This is a genomic window from Deltaproteobacteria bacterium, from assembly GCA_016183235.1.
Lineage (GTDB): Bacteria > UBA10199 > UBA10199 > DSSB01 > JACPFA01 > JACPFA01.
Genome location: JACPFA010000033.1, coordinates 118,339 through 138,461 on the forward strand (window position 1 = coordinate 118,339; position 20,123 = coordinate 138,461).

At 44.2% G+C, this 20,123-nt stretch carries 5 protein-coding genes; 2 read left to right on the top strand and 3 right to left on the bottom strand.

What is annotated here, in order from left to right:
* Nucleotides 1-127 precede the first annotated feature (127 nt).
* The gene (locus tag HYU97_08530; GenBank protein ID MBI2336787.1) at nt 128-7,567 is read left to right on the top strand and encodes a hypothetical protein; all 7,440 of its coding nucleotides are present in this window, start codon (nt 128-130) and stop codon (nt 7,565-7,567) included.
* A gap of 318 nt (nt 7,568-7,885) precedes the next feature.
* A complete protein-coding gene (locus HYU97_08535) occupies nt 7,886-9,016 on the top strand; it encodes an ATP-binding protein (GenBank protein MBI2336788.1) in 1,131 nt (376 codons plus the stop codon).
* A gap of 84 nt (nt 9,017-9,100) precedes the next feature.
* Here HYU97_08535 and HYU97_08540 read toward each other — a convergent pair whose 3' ends face one another.
* The 3 genes from HYU97_08540 to HYU97_08550 form a co-directional block, all read right to left on the bottom strand.
* Complete coding sequence (locus HYU97_08540) at nt 9,101-10,462, bottom strand: ATP-binding protein (protein ID MBI2336789.1); 1,362 nt, start codon at nt 10,460-10,462, stop codon at nt 9,101-9,103.
* A 79-nt stretch (nt 10,463-10,541) separates the two neighbouring features.
* Nucleotides 10,542-11,948 carry a hypothetical protein gene (locus HYU97_08545; protein MBI2336790.1) on the bottom strand — a complete coding sequence of 469 codons (1,407 nt, stop codon included), beginning with the start codon at nt 11,946-11,948 and terminating at the stop codon, nt 10,542-10,544.
* 217 nt (nt 11,949-12,165) lie between these two features.
* On the bottom strand, nt 12,166-19,992 hold the full coding sequence (locus tag HYU97_08550) for a helix-turn-helix transcriptional regulator (GenBank protein ID MBI2336791.1): 7,827 nt from the start codon (nt 19,990-19,992) through the stop codon (nt 12,166-12,168).
* Between the last annotated feature and the right edge of the window lie 131 nt (nt 19,993-20,123).

The window sequence follows — 20,123 nt, forward strand, 5'->3', positions numbered from 1 at the left end:
ATCGAGGTGCCTACACCTCTAAGAACTAAAAGCATCCCGGGGAGCTATACTAACTTATTGATATAATTATATATTTTTAAGTTTTCTTAGCCAGCAATTGGTATAAACCTTGCTATGAATTAAAAGGATGGTGTGGATATTTTTAGGGGATTTAGGTTCCGTTACTCGCACGGTGGGGCCCGTTGCCAATCAGCCGGAAACGCCACCTCCCCTCGCTCCTGCTCCGAGCGTTTGGTCGCTCATTACCTCTCCACAACTTTGGGCTGCCAATGCGGGCAATGGGCAACCGCCTAGGCCTGGGGTTTTTGGTACAGCCCAGGCTTATACTGGACAAATCGCTCCAAACCAAGCAACCGGCACTCCCATTGACCTGACCCCTTTCATGGATATCTTAGAAAATGGGATTCGTAACGAAGCTGATTTAAAATTAGCGCATCAACTATTCATGTTGATTGATCCCGAAGATGCGGGAAAGATTTCGGAAGCGGCAAAGGGGGTACCGATAAAATTTGTGGAAGTAGACCCTCGTAGCAACATACGTGGAGGTACGCACGTTACGTTTGACCAGGATATCAGCCGGAAAACTGCGGCACAAGCCCAGAGAATTACCCTTCATACCTCTGGCACTCAAGGTACTAATATCGTCACTCTACTTCATGAACGAGTGCACGCAGCGCCCTACTCTTACTTACCACTAGACTATCATTTAGACCTACCCGACATTCCTGGGTCCGATGCAACTTTTCACCAAATCTACCACGCCGTGCTTGCCAACAAATACTACGACGAAGCCATGGCCTTTTCATCGGAAACCCGCTTCGCTATGGCGTTTCACCAGACCGCTGGGCACAATTTATTTGAATTTAAGTCCCTTCAAAATTATTTGGAGACTGAGGAGGTCATAGACTCTGCTTATGCACACTATGGCTTTGAAGGAGTTTACTGGGCCATACGGGAAAGTGAGGCCTACCTCCCTTACAAAATTGGGGCCCTTTATCTGGCCTTGCTTCGCAAGACTAACCAACAAAGTTACCCCACTTGGGGCGAAATCCTAACCCTAATGAATGTTGAGGAAAAAGACGGTAAATTAATCATTACCGCAAAGGCCTTGGGAGATTTTTATCAAAAGCACCTAAAACCGCTGATTGACCGCCACCAAACTCGGATGGGTTTAGCCGCTTTAAGCCTCGCCACCATGACCGGTGAAGCAGCGAAAAAAAGAGATCGTGCTTTGGCATTTTTAATGGGCAGGCTTTCTCCTGAAGAAGCACAAGATTTTTTACGCAAAGATTTTGATTTTGTGGTCACACAAGTAGGAGCTCTCATGGGAGATCCACTTGAAGAAAAGGCCAGGGCCTCTAAACAAGCAAAAATCACTGAAGTGGATATTGAGCCTCGTCCTAAACCCCTTCCAGCCAACAACCCTAATCTTCTTCAAGATGCCCCTGAAATGGCTGCTGATACTATTGAAATCCTAGGTAAGGAAGCCGAATTAGTGACAAAAATTTTAGCTAGCTCGATTCAAGGAATTATCTCCCAATGGAAAATCGTGCTCCACTTTGCTGAATACACCGATCCTCTTACCGCTGCCAAGGTCTATGGCAAACTCATGGGAATCATGCAAACTGAACCCAAGTCCAATACCCAATGGCAATTAGGGATTTCGCTACTGCGCTCAGGATATATGGCTGAAGGTATGAGCATGATTGCCGAGGCCTTTAGAGAAAAACCCCTGAAATCCCACCGGGATAGTCGTATTCACATCACAGAGGGTGACATTAAAATCCTGGTCGATGCCGGCGAGGCCGCATGGGTTGGAGATGTGCTGGCCATCGCAGAAAAAACTTTGAGAGACCTGGAGCAAAAACGTGAACTTGACTATAGCTTAGCTGAGGTGGTTTATGATTTGGGAATTGTATTGGGTGATCTTCAGGCACTACCCCATTCAACTGAAACGGAGTCTTTGAAAAAGAGAGCCTATGACTTACTCGCCCGATCAGTGGATCTATTGCAAGGCACTTTCATTGGAAGAGTCAAAGATACTATTAAATATAGCCCTACAGAAAATGAAACTGTCGAACAAGCTTCCCAAAGAAATATTCTTTTTCAACTAGGACGATGTATTAGATTCTACTTAGCCGATCCTCAGCAAGTCTCCCGAGGTTTAGAAATTTTCTTTTATCACGATCAACACTTTAAAATATTAGAACCCTATAATCGGAATGGTCTCTTTACAGATATTTTAATAATAGACGTTGGCAAGTGTGGTTCTAACACCGATAGGCAAAGATTATGGGATTTTTATTTTCGGTCTTATGCTACCCCACTCAGTCAACATTTAGAATACTTGGCGGATTTAGCCTTGGGTTCAACCGATCTCGATCTGCAACGAGCCGGGCTTGAATTTTTGCTCAAACCACAAACGGGCTTTACAGAAATTGCCCGTTGGAATGCGATCTTAAAAAATCTCGCCTCCTTTCCATCAAATGATCAAGCTTCTATTTTAAAAAATGTTTACCAACAAATTCTTTCTACCAAATCTTCTTTTGAGGACTCATTTGGAGCAAAAACTTGCCTGTTCAAGCTTATCAAGCTCGCCTTGGAAGGAGGCCAACGAGAGATGATTCAAGATTTTGTTGACCGATGGAAAAGGGAAAGCACACCTTTCCACCGTGAAAAAACAATCGGGCTATGGGTTGAAACTTTATCTGCCATTCTTAATCAAGGGCAAGGCCTAGACACCCTTGTGGAACGTATTGAACACGACCTAGTCGAAACCCGTAGGCAATTTGACAAAACCGCCCTGTTGGAAATTCTATCCCTGCTTAGCGAAGCTTCAAGTAATGGCAGTTGGCTAGCAAATTTTGCCGGAAAAGAATCTTGTCTCTTGCGTTTGGCCATGGCGTGCATTGACAAAACCCTCCAAAGCATAGGTGGCCATTCAACGGATTATGCCTATCAATTGAGTCCGCTCTTTGATGCCCTAAAAACCTTGCCGGTTTCTGACCAAGAAAAAGATAAACTCTTTGCCCACCTCATCGAGAAGGCCTCGCCTGAGCCTGGAGTTTATGCCAAATCTCTTGAAGGATTGGAAGGCCTGTTAGAAGCCATCCGAGTCATCCCCTTTATTTTAGAAAGCCCCAACTACCCCCTTGCCCGAAAAATCCTAATTAATCGGCTGGCAGCCGCTGCTAGAGCCTTGCGTTACCATGGTGAAGATTTTCGTATGACCAGGACCCTAGAAGGCCTCCAATGGGTTTGTGAAAGGCTAACCGATGATGCGCTCGCCCCTTCCAACCCAGATTTGAAAAATTTACGAACTACCGATGAATATCAAAGGGCGCTGGCTTACTTACGAGCCTTTGTTTCACCTGAGGTTCGCCCAAGCTTGAACCCTGGTGAACTTAAAGCTGCTTATCAAGCTGCCCTGCGCGAGGGTGATACAGCCACGCTTCAGGGATTGAGTGCTGATATAAAAGAATTGGTAGCTCATGAATGCCAGACCTTTAGAGGAGAAGGTTACGATGGTAAACCTAAAACCATTGACGAATTACGCCAACTCTTTTTTGCACAAATTTATGAGGATTGGCAAAGAGCCTACGCTACAGGTGAAGAGGCCATGGCAGAAACTCTGTTTGAATTATGGAGTTCTTCAAACGATCCCCGAGAGGCCAAGGTAAAAAGGCTTTTTTTCTTAAGAGAGTTGGCTAACCCTTCTTTAAGCCTAAAATGGAAACGCCTTATTTTTGCCAAACTCAAGGAAACTGACACCATCTCGGTCTACGCAGTTCATACTGCCGAAACCCTCAGTAAAAATGGTGAAACCGAGCAGGAAAATCTTTTTTACCAAATGTTTGAGCTCCTTAAAAGCCGTGACTTAAGAAATGGCGGGGATTTTTGGCTGAACCTGATAGCGCTGTTACCCCCTGATGAGGCACGACAATTTCTACAACGCTGCCGTCTCCAGGTTCATCATTCCACCACAAAGTTTGATTTAGCGAAGCCCATGGATTGGTTAGTGTATATGGGTGAATCTGATTATACAGATAAACGGACTTTGGAACGGCGCAGCTCTATTCTTTTTGCTGCCCTTCACTTGGCTGTCGTCATAGAGAAAAAAGGTATTACCCACTTAAACCGGGAAAAATTGCTAGCCGAATTTTTGGCCCTTGTACCCACCTTCCCCTGGCAATACCGTTATCTAAGCCAGCATGATTTTGGAGAGGTTTTAGAACTATTACAAAGGGCTAAGTTACCTACCGCAGAAGTAGCCGAGGCTCTCATTGCTCATTTCCCAAAAATACAAACAGAATATGATTGGCTCTACGACAAGATCCGCCTAGGCCAAGTTAAATTACCCCCTTTCTTTGAAGAACGGGATATTCTAACCAGGCACCTTTTAACCTGGATCTTTTTAGAATTTATTGAAGGGGAACAAAATCCCTTATTAGTAGAATTGAAAAATGCAAAAAATTTCGGCGAAGCTTTGCGTATTTTTATAGAAAAGACCGGCCTAGAAAAAGTGGGGCAGTTTTTGAGCTTTTGGCCAGAAGTGCCTCTAGAAATTCGCCAAGAGCTAGTAAAATTACAAAGCAATGTAGAGCCTAGTCATTTTGAAGAGGTCAAGGCAACCATCCGTGAACAATTTGCAGGTAGTCCATTCGTTGATGAACTCATTACCAATCTTGAAACATACCACGAGGCAGGAACTGCTCTTATCGGTTCAGGCACCATTGGTGAAGTTTATCGATCGGCCCTAACCATCGACGGTCGAAGGCAAGAAGTAGCCATTAAGGTCGTTCCCAAATCCAAAGAAGATAAATTTAAAACCGCTTTATCTAAACTTCAAAATGTGGCCCGATTTTTGGAACTCCACAGCGGACGCCTGCCTGGTGCTCAGCAGGCCAAACGTTTGGTAAACTTTTTCTTAGAAATGGTACGCCCAGAATTTGATCTCACCCAAGAGGCTCAAAATGCCGCGGCCATACGGGCCCATAAATCGTCTGGTATTGATCTCCCTGAGTATGTGATTGATGGAGAAGGCAAACCACTGGTGCGAGCAAAGGCTAGTGTCCAAAAATTCATTCAAGGTATTCCCCTCTCTCAAATCCCTGACCATGCCACCCGACAACTAATTTTAGACAAACTGCAAGAGGAGTTGATGAAGCAGGCCTTGGAACAGGGGCGGTATCATTCCGATCTACAGCCCGGCAATGTGCGAGTACAAATCGAGGATGACGGCACTTATAAAATTTGGCTCTTAGATTTTGGCCAAGTGGGAGAATTATCCGGGTTTGAACAAAACCAGGTACGGGAATTCATGGGTTCCTTTATGGAGTTAAACGAACATCCCGACCAACTGGTAAATGTTTTAGAACAAATGGGCACCAAACTGGCTGATTATGATCGCACGCTTTTGCTAGGAGAACTTATTGAAATCGGCACAAGCTGGGAAGCCGATCTCAACCATCTTTCTGAATTGATCAGCAGAATTTTTAAGGCCTGTCAACAACATGGCCTAGAAATCAACCTGCCTTACCTTCAATTACTCAAAGGCATGGCCACATTTGAAGCCCTCCGTTCTACGGCAATGGAAGCCCCTGACCAACCTGCCCGCATTCCCGTTACCGAACTTCGACCCATGGAAGAACCTACTAAACCAGATCCCGCAAAACCAGAAATACCCAAACCTACATTTCCTCCCAAACCAGATTCACCCTGGCTTACCGCCCTTAAAGGATTCTGGAAAGAACATGTGACAACATATGGTGAGCGCGCCTTGGCAGAAAAAGCTCGCATCGTTGAGGCATTGAATCAACATTTTGCAGGCGAATTGAGCCCAGAAGAAATCAATAAACTTTTTGATCGGCTTTATGATCCGATGGGTAAAGCATTTACCGTGCGCAGTAGCTCGGGTGAAGTTTTTGAAAACTTGAACCACGTTGAAGCGTTATTGCGAACTGCCGTTGAACAAGGCAAAGGCAACACCGTCACGATCGAAGATTTCCTCGTGCAAATCGAAGGCCGCAAAGATGGGACCTTAGGGCGTTTTCAAGAAGCAAGTTTTAAAGAAATTCTCAAATCCCCTATTTGGGTAGAACACCCCATGGGCGGTGCAACCACTTTTATTATCGCCGATATTTTATCCGAAGCCGCCATGGGCCGGTGGCAGCATGCCAGCCCGTTACATGCCGGGCTCACGTGGGCAGAACTAGCCGCCGTGGGTGGCGGGAGTAAAAAGATTTTCGAAGCAAGCTTCGAAGCTTTGGAAACAAAATTGAAAGCTCAAATGCCGATCGATCGCTACAAAAGTTTTGTTGGAAATAAAAGATATCTTGCTATGAAACGTGGGCTTATTAATCACTCTGGCACTTACTTAGCCCTCGCTTTTATGCAAATGATTGCCACGGGTGAGGTTAGCTTCAAGGACTTAGGTAAAATGGGTTTAATTTTCACCGCTAGCCACACCGTAACTGCGGCCGTAATGAAGGGACTGTCGCTTGTTTTAAAAGGTTTGAAGGGCACAGGGCTTGGAACGGTGGTATCAACCATCATCGATTTTTATGTCTTCAAAAAAATCGAGGCCTCGGTTTCAAGTATCATGCTTAGCTTAGATATGAACAAACCCATCGAAGCCATGGAGACAAGCGTTGCTAAAATTCGTGTGAATCAGGATGGTGAAGTTGATTACGAGGCTTTTAATAAAGCCTTTGGTGACTTAGTTACACTGAAAACGCAAGACAATGCAGCCGCTTTGGCGTTGCAAAAATATCAAACCAGGCTCGATGAAATTGCTCATCACAATATTTTTCTGCTGCATCGCCTCTTGTATCAACCCGAAGTGATTCGTGGTCAATCAGAATTAGTTGCCAAGAGGCGCGCCCTCGACCCCAAACTTTTTAAAACCCACGCCTTTGCCATTGCCCACAATCGATTGACTGAGCTTCCTTTAGAACTACGCAATTATGTCTCGGCCGCTCGAACTCAAGGCCAAAAGCTCACGGTAGCAGCCATTGAAAACGATCGGGAATTAAAATCATTGGAAACAGAATTTTTAGACCACTGTAATGAACTTGACCCCATGACCGCCATTGCACTTCGAGAACAACTTGGCGCCTTACATACTCAAGCCAAAACACAAGCCCTCACTAAAAGCTGGGGCCTAGCCGACCAAAACATCGCAGGCCTTTTGACCGAGGCTGCTCTCTTGGCTAATCAAAAAACTGCAGAATCAGAACGCCAAACTTTTATGGCTACCTATAAACAGCGCTACACCGATTGGGATAAAAAAGACCTGCTCATCAAAACTTTTTGGAACTCTTACCCCAATGATCCTTATTACGGCGCCCATCAACAAGCAGAAAATTTACAATTAGCTTCTGCATCGCCTGAAACAGCAGCACGCGAATTAGACCTTGGCTGGTGGAAAGACCTTTCACTACCCGACCTTTACGTTCTCAAAGACTATGTGAACGAATCCAAAGCCACCCCACCCTCAACACCAGGCTTTGAAGCCATGGCAGCAGGTATTCAAGTAGCCTTAATTGACATGGCACCTTTGGATTAACTGAGAAGAAAAGAAATGAGCGAATCGGCGTGAAGGATCTCCACAGGTCTTTTTAATGCCTGATAGGATATTGCCGCCTTCCATTTAACATCAAAAAGTTTAAGATCTCCTTCGCGTTCATGGTTACAAATTTAATATGCGGAATTATCAAGTTATTTATTAAATTCCGCATATTAAATTTTTTACCTCAATGTGCGGAATATGAAGCGCGCAATCTCTTGACTAAAAGAAAATTTACTTGCTATTAATTTAATATATATGTAAAAATACTCATGAGTTTTTTTACATAGTAGTAAATTCAATCATAATGGATTTTCCATGAGAAATATCAAACCTCCTATTATTTCTGATCTTAAAGAAAAAATGGTGTTCATCTCAGGGCCCAGGCAAGTTGGCAAAACTACTTTAGCCCTAGAAATTCTGAGGGGTAACCAATCGCATCCCGCTTATTTAAATTGGGACAGTGATAAAGATCGTATTAAAATCATGCACCAAGAATTTCCGGTCGATGAACCTCTTTTGATTTTTGATGAAATTCACAAATTTAAAAGGTGGCGGAATTACCTGAAAGGCCTTTATGACAAAACCAAACACGAAAAGAAATACCTAGTAACCGGTAGTGCGAGGCTTGACTTGTATCGGAGAGGTGGGGATTCTTTATTTGGCAGGTATCATTTTTATCGACTTCATCCCTTGGTACCCAACGAAATTGAAAAATCGATTTCCCGTCAAACGATAGAAACCCTCATAAAATTGGGTGGCTTCCCAGAACCTTTTTATTCAGGCTCCGAACGTGTTTTAAAGCGTTGGCATCGCAACCGCATGATCCAAGTGTTACGCGATGATTTGCGTGATTTGGAAAGAATAGAAGAAATTGATTTGGTCTTTCGTTTAGCTGAAAGATTACCTGCTTTGGTTGGCTCTCCATTATCAATCAATGCACTGCGGGAAGATCTACAAGTCGCTCATTTTAGCGTACAACGTTGGCTCATTGTTTTAGAAAAATTATTTTATATTTATCGCATCTCTCCTTATGGCGCACCCAAAATTCGGGCGGTACGCAAAGAACAAAAAACTTACCTTTGGGATTGGTCACAAATCTTAGACCCTGGAGCCCGCTTCGAAAACTACGTAGGGAGCCTACTTCTGGCTTATTGCGATTACCTAGAAGACACGGAAGGCGAACGCATGGAGCTACGTTATATTCGCGATACCGATAAACGAGAAGTTGATTTTGTGGTTATCAAAAATGGAGCCCCTCTGTTTGCTGTGGAATGCCGTTTAAGCGACACCAGTGTCAATCCACATATTCACTATTTTCAACAACGAACCTCCATTCCTTATTTTTATCAAGTTCATATGGGGCAAAAACATTATCAACCCAAAGCACTGCCCATTGAAGTCATCCCCATCGATAAATTTGCCAGCAAAGTTCTTAAATTTGGATAACCCTAAGGTTCTCAAATCTCAAAAATCTGCAACACACCCTGGGTTCGTTGTGAATAAAGAGCACGCTTAAAAGAATAAATCTTTTTATTGCGAACATAGCCTTTTTGTTTGTCCAACCATATAAAGAGGGAGAGAAAGTAGTTTGAAGGGTCTGTTGTTTCCGTCAGGCAGACTTGTGACGGTGCTTACAAGAGAAGGAAGGTTGCTACTGAAACGAAGCCCAAAATCGCGCTTCTTTTCACAGAGAAAAACCTGAAGCGATTTCAAAGTTCCGCTTTTCCCTGATTTGACTTCGACCGGTATGATATTTGGCCCTATTGAGATGAGATAATCCACTTCCGCATTTGAAGTTTTTTTCTCGCGGATCCAGTAAAAAATTTCGGATTCATCATAGAATTGCCGTGAGTATAAAAGATGCTGGCCTATAAACTGCTCGCAGACTGCGCCGGCATTTATCATCATCACGTCTGGGGTTCTTTCAAATTCCGAAATACTGAGCCCACAACTGCGGCACAAAAGGCCCACGTCAAGGAACAATACCTTGAATTTCGACTCATCCATTTCCGCCCTTAAAGGCACGCCATTCGCAGATGAGTGGTAGACGGGGATTGCAACCCTTGCCATAGACAACATCTGGAGAGATGCCCGCAGGTCTCTGGATTTTTCTTCATGATCCACCCGGCTGTACTTAAATTTGTTTCCAACCATCTGCGGCACCTTGCTGAAAATCTTTTCCAAGCGGCGGGGATTTGCTCGTTTCGAGTATTTATTGAAATCGTCGCGATAGGTTGAAATGATAGATTGCTGAACGGCTTCGCATTCTCTGAAAGAATTTGTCTTTGAAAAAACAGACACCACTTCGGGCATGCCACCGATCACAAGATATTGTTTGAGCAGTCGCAGGAGATCACCATGGATCGATGAGTGGATTATTTCACCTATTTTATAACGACACAAGCTTTCGCGAAGTTTTTCCCTTTGAACGGCCATCAGAAATTCTTCAAACTGCATTGGGCCAAGGTGCAGATATTCTATTCTGCCAACCGGCATGGAAAACTCGTGTTCCGCCAGAATAAATTCCAAGAGCGAGCCCGCAGCGATTACATGCAAAGCAGGCATGTCTTCATAGAAATATCTGATCGTCGCAAAAACATCCGGTGCCGCTTGTATTTCATCCAAAAAAAGAAGGGTCTTGCCTGGCAGGATGCTTGTGTTAAATTTTACTTCAAGCAGCGGAATGATGGTCTTTGGGGATTTTGATTCAAATAATGGAGCGATGTCGCGCATCTTTTCAAAGTCGATTTTGACAAAATTTTCAAAAGCCTCTTTTGAAAACATCTCAACCAAAAACGATTTCCCCACTTGTCTCGCGCCGCGAATGACAAGTGGTTTGCGTGTTTTTTTATTTTTCCATTCCTTTAGATAGTCCAATGCAAAGCGATACATGGTCGACCTCTATGGTTAAAATCACCGGTTATTATAGCCATTTTTAGGATAAAATCAAGGGTTATATTTAAAGAACCAACTAAAAGAATAAATCTTTTGCGGTCAAAATGTGGTGAAAATACCCACTTTCCTCAAGAGAAAGAGTTGGCACTTGATTACAAATTAAAACTTTTTCTAAGGTTATGCCCCTGGGAAAAGAAGTCTTTTGTATTTTCGACTCCATCTCTCTAATAATCGAGGTACTCAAAGGTTCCAAAACATATTTTACTTCAACAAGTGTAATCGTTGCATCACTCCTTAAATAAAGAAGGTCATATTGGTACCCCCCACGTTGATGATTAAGCATCGAACCACACCCTAATACTTTTTGCGAAAAACCTAAAACCTCAGCGATGGTGTAACGATGTTTTAAACAAAACCGTTCAAAGGCATAACCTAAAAAGGGATGCCATCGATGATGGGTAAATTTTGCAAAGTTCTTTTTAAAGGAAGTGTGTTCAATTTCATCTTGATGCGGCAAAATAAAGGTTGCATGGAATCTTAAAAATTCATCTGCCAAGTAATAATGAGGAACTTTGGCAACTTTGAAATTTTCAATTTGCGACATTTTCCCCACAATTCCGGCTAAGCTGAGATTATCTAGATAAGTTTTAAGCCCACCTCCACTCGGCACTTTTAATTTTTGTGATATATCTTTGAGGATCAAAGGTCTTAATAAAAGATGCTTCACAATTTGTTTATACAAATTTACTTCTCTGAACTGACTATAAAAGATCTTATCGGCTTCAACGACAAAAAAGCCCGATTTCTCAAAACAAGTATTTTCAATATTGAGTTGAATCGACTGGTTAAAATTAAATTCTTCTAAATAGCGTGGAATACCCCCAAAACAGAGAAGATATTCTAAAATTTCTTTCTGCCCTCGCTTATTGCCAATAAATATCGCAACTTCAGAAGGTTGTAAGGGTTCTACTAAGACATTCTCACTCATCCGACCGTAAAGGGCTGTAGAACGCACCACATTTTTAACCATCCAAGAAGCAATGGACCCACAAAGAATCAACAATAAGTGAGAATGGTATTTCCATTTCTTATCCCAAAAAAATTTGACGTAACTAACAAGCTTGGTACGCCCAGAAGCCATCCAAGGAAACTCATCAAAAATAATGAGAATGTTTTTTTCTTGCTCGATTTTTTGAGACAGCAGCTCAAAAACCGGTGGCCAATCTCGATAATCAAGATCCCGCAGATAAGGCTCTTGAAACATTTCAGAAAGTTGAGCTAAAAAATGTTTAATCTGTATGGAAGTTTCGACCCCTTCAAGGGCCTCAAAGAAAAAAGTGCGTTTGTTTTTGCTAAAAACCTTAAGTAACTCGGTTTTACCAACCCTTCTTCTCCCATAAACAGACACCAGCTTTGTTTTATTTTCTTTCCAAAGCTTTTCGAGTTTAAGCAGATAGTCTTTTCGACCAATAAAATTCCGCATATGATGTTTATATATTTAATATGCGGAATTATCAAGTTGTTTATTAAAAACCGCAAATAAAAACAAAATATTTAATATGCGGAATTATGGGCTAAAAATTAGCATGGTGCCTGGTTCGTTGTGAATGAATTCAAATACACACCACCCTCCATACCAGGCTTTGAGGTCATGGCAGCACTTGCCCAATGGATTACAGAGAAAATTGCTTAATGGACATTTAGAATTTGGGTGGGTTAGGATCTTCCAAAGACTCACCATTTTTCAAACGAATCCATGGAGCGGTGCCACTTTTAAATACCGGTTCACCATTTGGACGGAAATGTGAGTAGAGAAGCCCTTCCTCCTGAAGACCGACCACGACAACGTTGGGTAAACCCAACGAAAGCTGTCTCAACAAAGTATATCCTTCTGGATTACTAGCTACCATTTCTCTCTGCTCAGCAGTTAATGGCTTGTCAGTAGAACAACCTTTGATAATCAGATAACTAATATGATCTTCATATTTCTTAATCTTATCAACCAACATTTTTGGCCCTGTGAATCTGCCCCCCACAAGACCCATACCCTGATTGTTGGAATGGGCAATAATGGTGACTGGTATTTTTTTGCCTGGTGGGAGATGGGAAAGTTCCTTTTCTAAAATTGATTCTATTTCCGAGGAATCGTTGGCGATCTCATAATATGGATGACGGTTTTTACCAACCGGCACTAGTTGAGCGATACTAAATTTACTAAAAGCAAAGGAGTCATCTCTTCTCGATGCGATTGTAATAGAACTAGGTGGTTCTTGGGCTGGGTTTTGATCTCTGTCTTGTAATACTTTTCTCAAAGATTCTTTATTTCCGGCACGATCAACATAGAACAAACCCAGTTCCTCCCACTTTTGGACAAGTTCAACAAATGCGAAATGTTCCCCCCGAACAAGGGGGAGAAATTGAGATTCGTAAATATCGTTTTGATTATTTTTAAGAAGGCCCATTCGAATTGTTTGAAAGCCAATGATGGCCCATCGTTGATCTCGAAGATTGGAAGAACTCAACCCGAGGTTAATCCATCTGGCATAATAGTAAAATTGCGTTGGATCTAAGTGAGCAGGATCTTCGGCATAAAACATTCTCTTCAGAATGGCACCAATGATTCCCCTATCCTTGGCCCAATCTTCCCATCTTTTGATTGCTTTCGGACTTGCCTTGGGATCTCGATAAAGGGCGTCTAAGGCTCGAACTAAGATTCTTCTATTTTCTCTTCCTGTTTCCCTTACCCCCCCCCGGTCTGGTTCACGGATTTGAAAAATCTGAAGCACCCCGGGTTCATTATGGATAAACAAAACCCGGGGATCAACGCTCAATTCTTGTGCTAAGTTCCAAAGTACATCCAAATCTTGAATTTGTTTATTCACTGTTTCTAAACGGTTGACCACAGGCCGCGAAACACCAATGAGTGCACCAAATTGCTCAAGGGTCATGCCGCGAGCTCGGCGTGCCGCCGCCACCAAGGGGGGCAAGGTTAAGGCATGGGCTTGTTCAATCTCAACAGTCGTTAAAATCAAATGGGGCGTATCACCAGCTAATTCTGGGAAAAAATCCACGACCGTGCGTTGGCCAGGTCGTGCAGCTCGCTGGCGTTGGGCTAAATAAAAGCGATCGGCTTCAAATTGAGGATAAGCGGCCTTAATTTTTGCCAACACTGCAGGCGAAGCCAGCGGGGCATCATCACGATTGAGCCAGGGGGCCAAGGTACCACGGTTGATACCTATTCTATCGGCAGCCACGGCCACTCCATCGGCTCCTAAGGCACCTGCCAAGATCGCTCGAGGGGAGGATCGATCAAGAGCTGCTCCCGTTGCTGCAATGGCCGCAAGCCTGCGCACCTCGGGCGGCGTATGGAGAGGGTTTTGCAGGTTTACAGTAAACCCTTGGGCCTCTAATAATTGCAACAAAGGTTCTGTGAGTAATCCCGCTTTTTCCAATTCAGCCTTTACTTCACCCCACGGCACGTCTTCAGGTTTCAATTCATCCGTCTCGAGTTTATTCCAAAAATTATCTCCACGATTAAGCCTACTACTTAATACCCCATGGCTAGGATAGTTTTCTAACTGATGTCGATAAACGAAAAACGCGATTTGGCAGGTACCAACGTCCCGCCCCGCTTCACGTTGATCCAACAAATATAAGTAACCATCAATTTTATCTTTATCGTTGGTATTGTGATCAATGAAGGGGCGAAAATCCACAGCCAATCGGTCAAGGGCCAAAGCAGGATAGACAGTTTGATTGAAAGCATGGGCCAATTCATCTTTAGTACCCCGCAATACACTCTCTAACCGGTCAAAGGTTTCCCGAATAGGATAATTGGTTTCACCTTTAGCCAACACTTCTGCATTTTCCAATCGCTGTAAGGTAAGGTCGCTAATCCCGGCAGCAGCAGCCAATCGCTCACGGGAAAAAAAGTTGTCTGGATGCGTGCGATTTTCCAAAAGATACCAAGCAACACTATTGCGTTCAGGATCAACCTCACAGAGGCGGCGTAAATTGGCCGCCTCGCGTTCATGAGCAATCAACATAGGGTGCCCATCCCGTGCGGTGTATTGTGAAAAATTAAGGTCTGGAAATCGCACGCGGTTAGCAGCCACAATCACCGCATCAACGGGTTGCCCAAATTCACCTGCCAAAGTTTGCACATCATCAATCGTAATAACATCCAACCCAGGTTTACGGGCCAATTCGGCCACGCGAGTTTGAAACCGAGGCTCTCCAAGCAATGTTGTAAAACCATCCAGCCAGGTAATTTGATGACTATCACTAATGGGAATGGCTGTGCGCTCGCCCCCCACTCTTACAGGCATTTGAGGTAAAAGATCCCCTATTTCTTTAGTAGCACCCAATGCCCCCATCAGGGAACGGGTACGATCACTAAACCCCATGACCTCCCGCCATGAAAAAGGCCCTATGGAACCCGCCTCCCCTCCAACAAAGGCCGTCTGCAAAATATGAGTCGGAGATTGATCGTGCACTCGTACAAATGGAACTCTCTCAAGTGTTCCAGGTGGAAGCAGGCCATCGGCTACTAAACTAATCAGTGCCGCCATTCGATGATGACCGTTTAGCAATAGTGCATGCCCACCTTCTGTCTCTGCAGAAACCAGTGGTGGCAAACCATGTGAATCCGAAGAGGAGAGGGTTTTATAGAGCAATGAATCTGAAACTTCCTGGCCTTGTTGCCAGCCTTCCATGGTAAGCTTAAAAAGCATAATTTGACGGATAATTTGGATCGTATCAAAGACATTGCTTGCCGCGGTCGGATGATAAAGGGTATGAATAGGCACAACCCGTTGTAAAGGGAGCCGCACAACCTGATAAGTATCAGCAAGTATTCCACCCGCTAAAACGCCACGGATGGCATTTTGCCATGGTGGCAGTTGGGTGTCATAGGGCAGATTTATTTGCAGTGGAGTCAAATCACCATAATGGGAAGCCACTTCCCATTCTGTTCTTCGTAATTCTTCCCATCCTCCGATTGCCAAGCGGCCAGACTCATCGGATTGAAGCAAATAACCTTGAGCATCTTCTATCCAAGCATAGGCTAATCCAAATTCACCATAAGCAGCCGCGATTCTCGCCGCAAGAAGGGTCCCTTCCGCATAATAAACCGCATCTTCAACGCCCTCTGCTCTTAATCCCTCTTGGATGATCTTAGCCATTTCAGCCAATCTCTCGTGAGCAAGAGTGGGTTCTCCTGGAATAACATAACCCAAACAGGCAAGCACCACGGTATAAGCTAAATTTGGATCTTCACCCAATGCATCTAAGAGGATTCTATGAGGAACCTGAATATTTCGATTAACTCTCCTTACAGCAAACTCAAAATCACCCAACGCTGGGAGTGGTTCAGAATCAGGATTATTTAATTGAGCACTTATCGAAGCAAGTCTTTCTAAAAGTGGCAAAAATTGCCCACCACCCCTCCAAACAAGATCCAGCAATTGATTCTTACTTAACCCCGAATATCGAGCTACCGTAGCAAGGATTAAATAAGAGACACGATTCGAAATAGAAGGAGGAAGAGCCGTAAAAAAATCCCGCGTTTGGGCTTCATCCCAAACCTGTCTTAATTCAACATAAGCTCGAACAAGTATTAGAACATCTAATCCTCCTGTACCCTGAAGCGTATCGGCATAATCTATTAAAAATTGATTGATCTCCTCGGCAGGTATTTTCCCTTGTTCTACATAAAGGTAAAAATAAGGATCCCTTACATAAGTACGCGTTAAAGGATCCACGGTCCTGGCTGCTTCTTTTAACGCCTCGGCATAACGATTATGCAATACCCTCTCATCGAAACCCAGCCTTCCTTCCTTTACAACATCTTCCACATGTCGAAATGCAATCAAGAGCCGATAAAGTTGCCCATCTTCAAGATTTCGGGTTATTTCAGTAGGATTAACCCCTTCATCTTCGAATAAGAAAAGAAGTAATAATGCATTGTGGGTATTCAGATCATCTCGATTAACATCACAATAATTTCGAGACACCTCTATCATTCGTGCGCGAACCCAATGTGCAAAAGAAATATCGTTTGTAATGTCTAGGTCCACAGAGGAATTTCCCGTCAAGCTGTCTAAAGTGGCCACTAACGTTGAACGATCGATTATTTCAGGTAAAACAACATCCCATCTAGAAATAGGATCTAAGGTAGGATCCGGCTCTTCAAAATCAGCCTCTTCTGGAATTCTTACTCGACCAGAAGTGTCATTATTTTGCTTCCATATAATATCGATTGGGCCTAGCTCGCCAAGAGCACGATGGTCGACCTCTGGCATGGGAAGTTGGGAATTTACCGTTACTTGAATATCTTCCCCCTCTAATTGCACAGCAACGTTAGCGGTCGGATCTTGTTTGCGCACTTCAGTTTCCATGTATACTCTCAGTTTTTCATATTGGCTTGCCGCCCTCGCCCCTGTACGAATGGCCACCACTAAGCCAATAAGCAATTCGCCCACTACAGCTTCAATGCTGTTGGTCCGTTGCGTGACCTTTTGCATACGCTCATCTAAAGTTTTGCCTGCAGCTTGTGCAAACACTTTGGCTTTGCGAAGCAGCTTGGTGCCAGGTCTTCGTGCCTTGGGTTGTAACCAGAAGATAGCATCGGAAGGTTTTTGACAAGTAGCGGCTTCATGATCTAGCTGAAATTGAGACGCGCGATAGGCGACAACAATTAACCCATTCGCATGATTCGCACACTTTAAAATTTCTGCTTTGTTCGTTACATTGGGGTCTTGCAAAATGGCTCGAATTAAGCGCTTCCTCTCACTTGGCTGGTAAGTCCCCTCTTCAATCATCTTGCCCCATTGACGTTGCGCCAGTATATCTTTTTCAAACCTTGCTACCCTAGCAAGGGCATCTAGGTTATCTTGCTTGGCAGTGCTGATATTTTCCGAAATATCAAGCACGACCCCTTGGGCCTCTAACAACTTTCTTAACGCGCCAAGTTTAACCAAAGCATCAACATTGTTTTCATCTAATAGTGCCTCGTAATCCTTGGCCGCACGTTCTAAAACAGCTAAGCGCTCGCGCACTTGATGGTCCACCACTTCCCTCGTAAATTCATGCACCGGTGCCATGATAGGCTTACCCACCACATGGGCTACCCGTAACCCTAACACAAACACCACATGCTGTTCCCACGCGGCCTGGCTAAAAAGCGTTTCATCCATGGTTTGAAAAGGAGAAAATTCGCCAAGCTTGGCATGCTCGTAAATGCCAGTCCCCACGCTGGCCACTCCAAGGCCCCCAACTTCAAAGCCAAAATGCGCCACACCACGCCCGGCATACACCAGCAGGTTCTCTTCGATTCGAGCCATCTCGTGACCCAAAAGATATTCTGATATTTCTCCGGTACCACGCAGATTCAACAAAGCCCGTTCACGAATTAATGCCCGGGTTATTCTCTGACTGACCTGTAAAAATTTCCCCGTCACGGCTAAGAGCCAATAATTCGTCGCCGTCCCTTCTAAAATTCTTCCCATGTTCTGGTCAAAACTTTGCTGTTCAACCCACACCTCATGCCCATGCAAGCGTTGTTCGGTCATGAAAAATACCATGGCACTTGCGATCTTATGAGTGATATTGCCAAAGCGCTTGCCCATCACGACAATGGCAGGGATCCTCACCAAAGCACCCACCACACCTCCCACTAAACCACTTAAGGCAATCACCCCAATATCGGTTGTCAAATTAAACCCTCGGCTAAATCGATAAGCAGTCTCCAATTGATCATTAACGCTCGCCTGTTGCAGGATCGCCAAATCACGGTTGGCCTGACTCACATGGTTGGCCTTTAATTTCGCTAAAGTTTTTTCATAATGTCGACGTTGTTGCTGCACCCAATACAGCTGCCCACTGCTTGGAAACCCAATGGCCTCAAGATTGCTTTCAGCCCTAGCCACCTCTGTTTCCATTTGGCGTAATCGCACTAATTCTGTTTCTAAATGTTGTTGGGTGGTTAAAAAATCAATCTGTTCTCGAATGCCTTCATAGGCCCTTATTTTTTCTTCTACCGTACCCGATTGATAAATATAGCCGGTGAGCTGTAGTTTAATTTCAGGCTCGATTAAATTTGTTTCATCCAATTTTTTCCAAGCTAAATCTCGCACCTGCCCCTCGAAACTCTCAAAAAATTCTGGAAAGAATTTTTTGAGGTCTTCAGCTGTTCGCACCTTACCTAACTGCAAGATTTGCCCTTTAACTCGTTCCACTTGAACAACCACGGCCTGTTCGCGCGAGCTCACCCAATCTTCATCCGGTTCTTCAGCCGGCACCGGGAAACCTGGCACCTTTCTCAAAGGTCGCTTGGGTTCTTCTTGTTGATGAATGCGGCCCCGCTCCGCTTCTAAAAATACCTGATATTTAGCCAAGCGAATGCCCAATGCCATTTTCCATTGTTCGATTTTTTCTCCATCAAACTTAGTAATGTCAGCTTGATTGGCTGCCTGCGCCAGCACCGGCCATTCGGCCAAAAGCTCCTGCCAAAGCTTTGCCTCTTGAAAGGCCGCTGAGCCTGCTTGCTTTTGCCTTTCTAGCTCGGCAACTCGTTCTAAAAACATTTCTAAGGCTGGCTGCTCATAAAGCCCTTTTAATCGGCCTACCGCTCGCGACAAATGTTCCATATCTATCGCCAAATATTCGCTTGGCTCCCGCAAATCAGCCATCACCTCCTGCACCCGATCGGCCGCAACAGGTTCAGTTGCCTGCAATCGAGCAAATACCTGAATCACTGGCAATTCTTGATAGGTCGCAAGATTGGGCTCAAGGGCCAATACGGGTTTGGTCTTAATTTCAACTTCAAATCGCAACGATGAAATTTCTGGCCACAACACACCTAATTGCAGGGCCATCTGACTTTTTCGTTTTTTCAATTCCACGTACTCATTAAAAATTTGCAAATACCCTTCGGCCTGTTCCCACCCATGCTCATCTCGCCCATCCCAAGCACTCACCCATCGCCCTTGAATTTCAGCGGCGAGTTCGCGCGCACCTATTAAATCCCCAACCCCACTAGCCTCCTGACTCATGGCTTCACACTCAAGCGTGAGCTTTTCTAAAATCTCCACATACCTTGGTAATTTTTTGCCGCGGCTCAACCACTCCAACGTTTCAGCTAATTTTTCAGGTGCCACCGTGGGGGCTGCTTGCTCAAGTTCAGTCACGGCATTTTTGATTCTAGCCAGAGAATGTTGTTCAACCTCTGCAATGCCTTCTCGCAACTGATCAATCTCCTCCACCACACCTGCGGCAGGCATGGCCCCAAACAAAACCAAACCATCACCCTGCGGCACACCCAAGGCTATGGCCTCGGCTCGATCCAAAAACTTTTTGGCCTGATTAAATTTCCCTTCAGCCACGAACCCACGCGCCAACGCTACCCAAGAACCGGCTTCTTTCTCGAAAGCTGGCCCCTGTTCATCAGGCGCAGCACTGCCTTCGCCTTCAAGCCAAGGCACTAAAAGTGGGTAAAACCCCAATGGAATTAAATGCGGTAAAACCATACCCAAGAACTTAATGGCAACTTCTGTGCCAAAACCTCATTGCAAATGATTATTTAACACTATGATTTTATTTAGTATTTTAATAAAGCTTATTCAAAATAAGCTCGTTAGGGGTGCCTATACCGCAAATT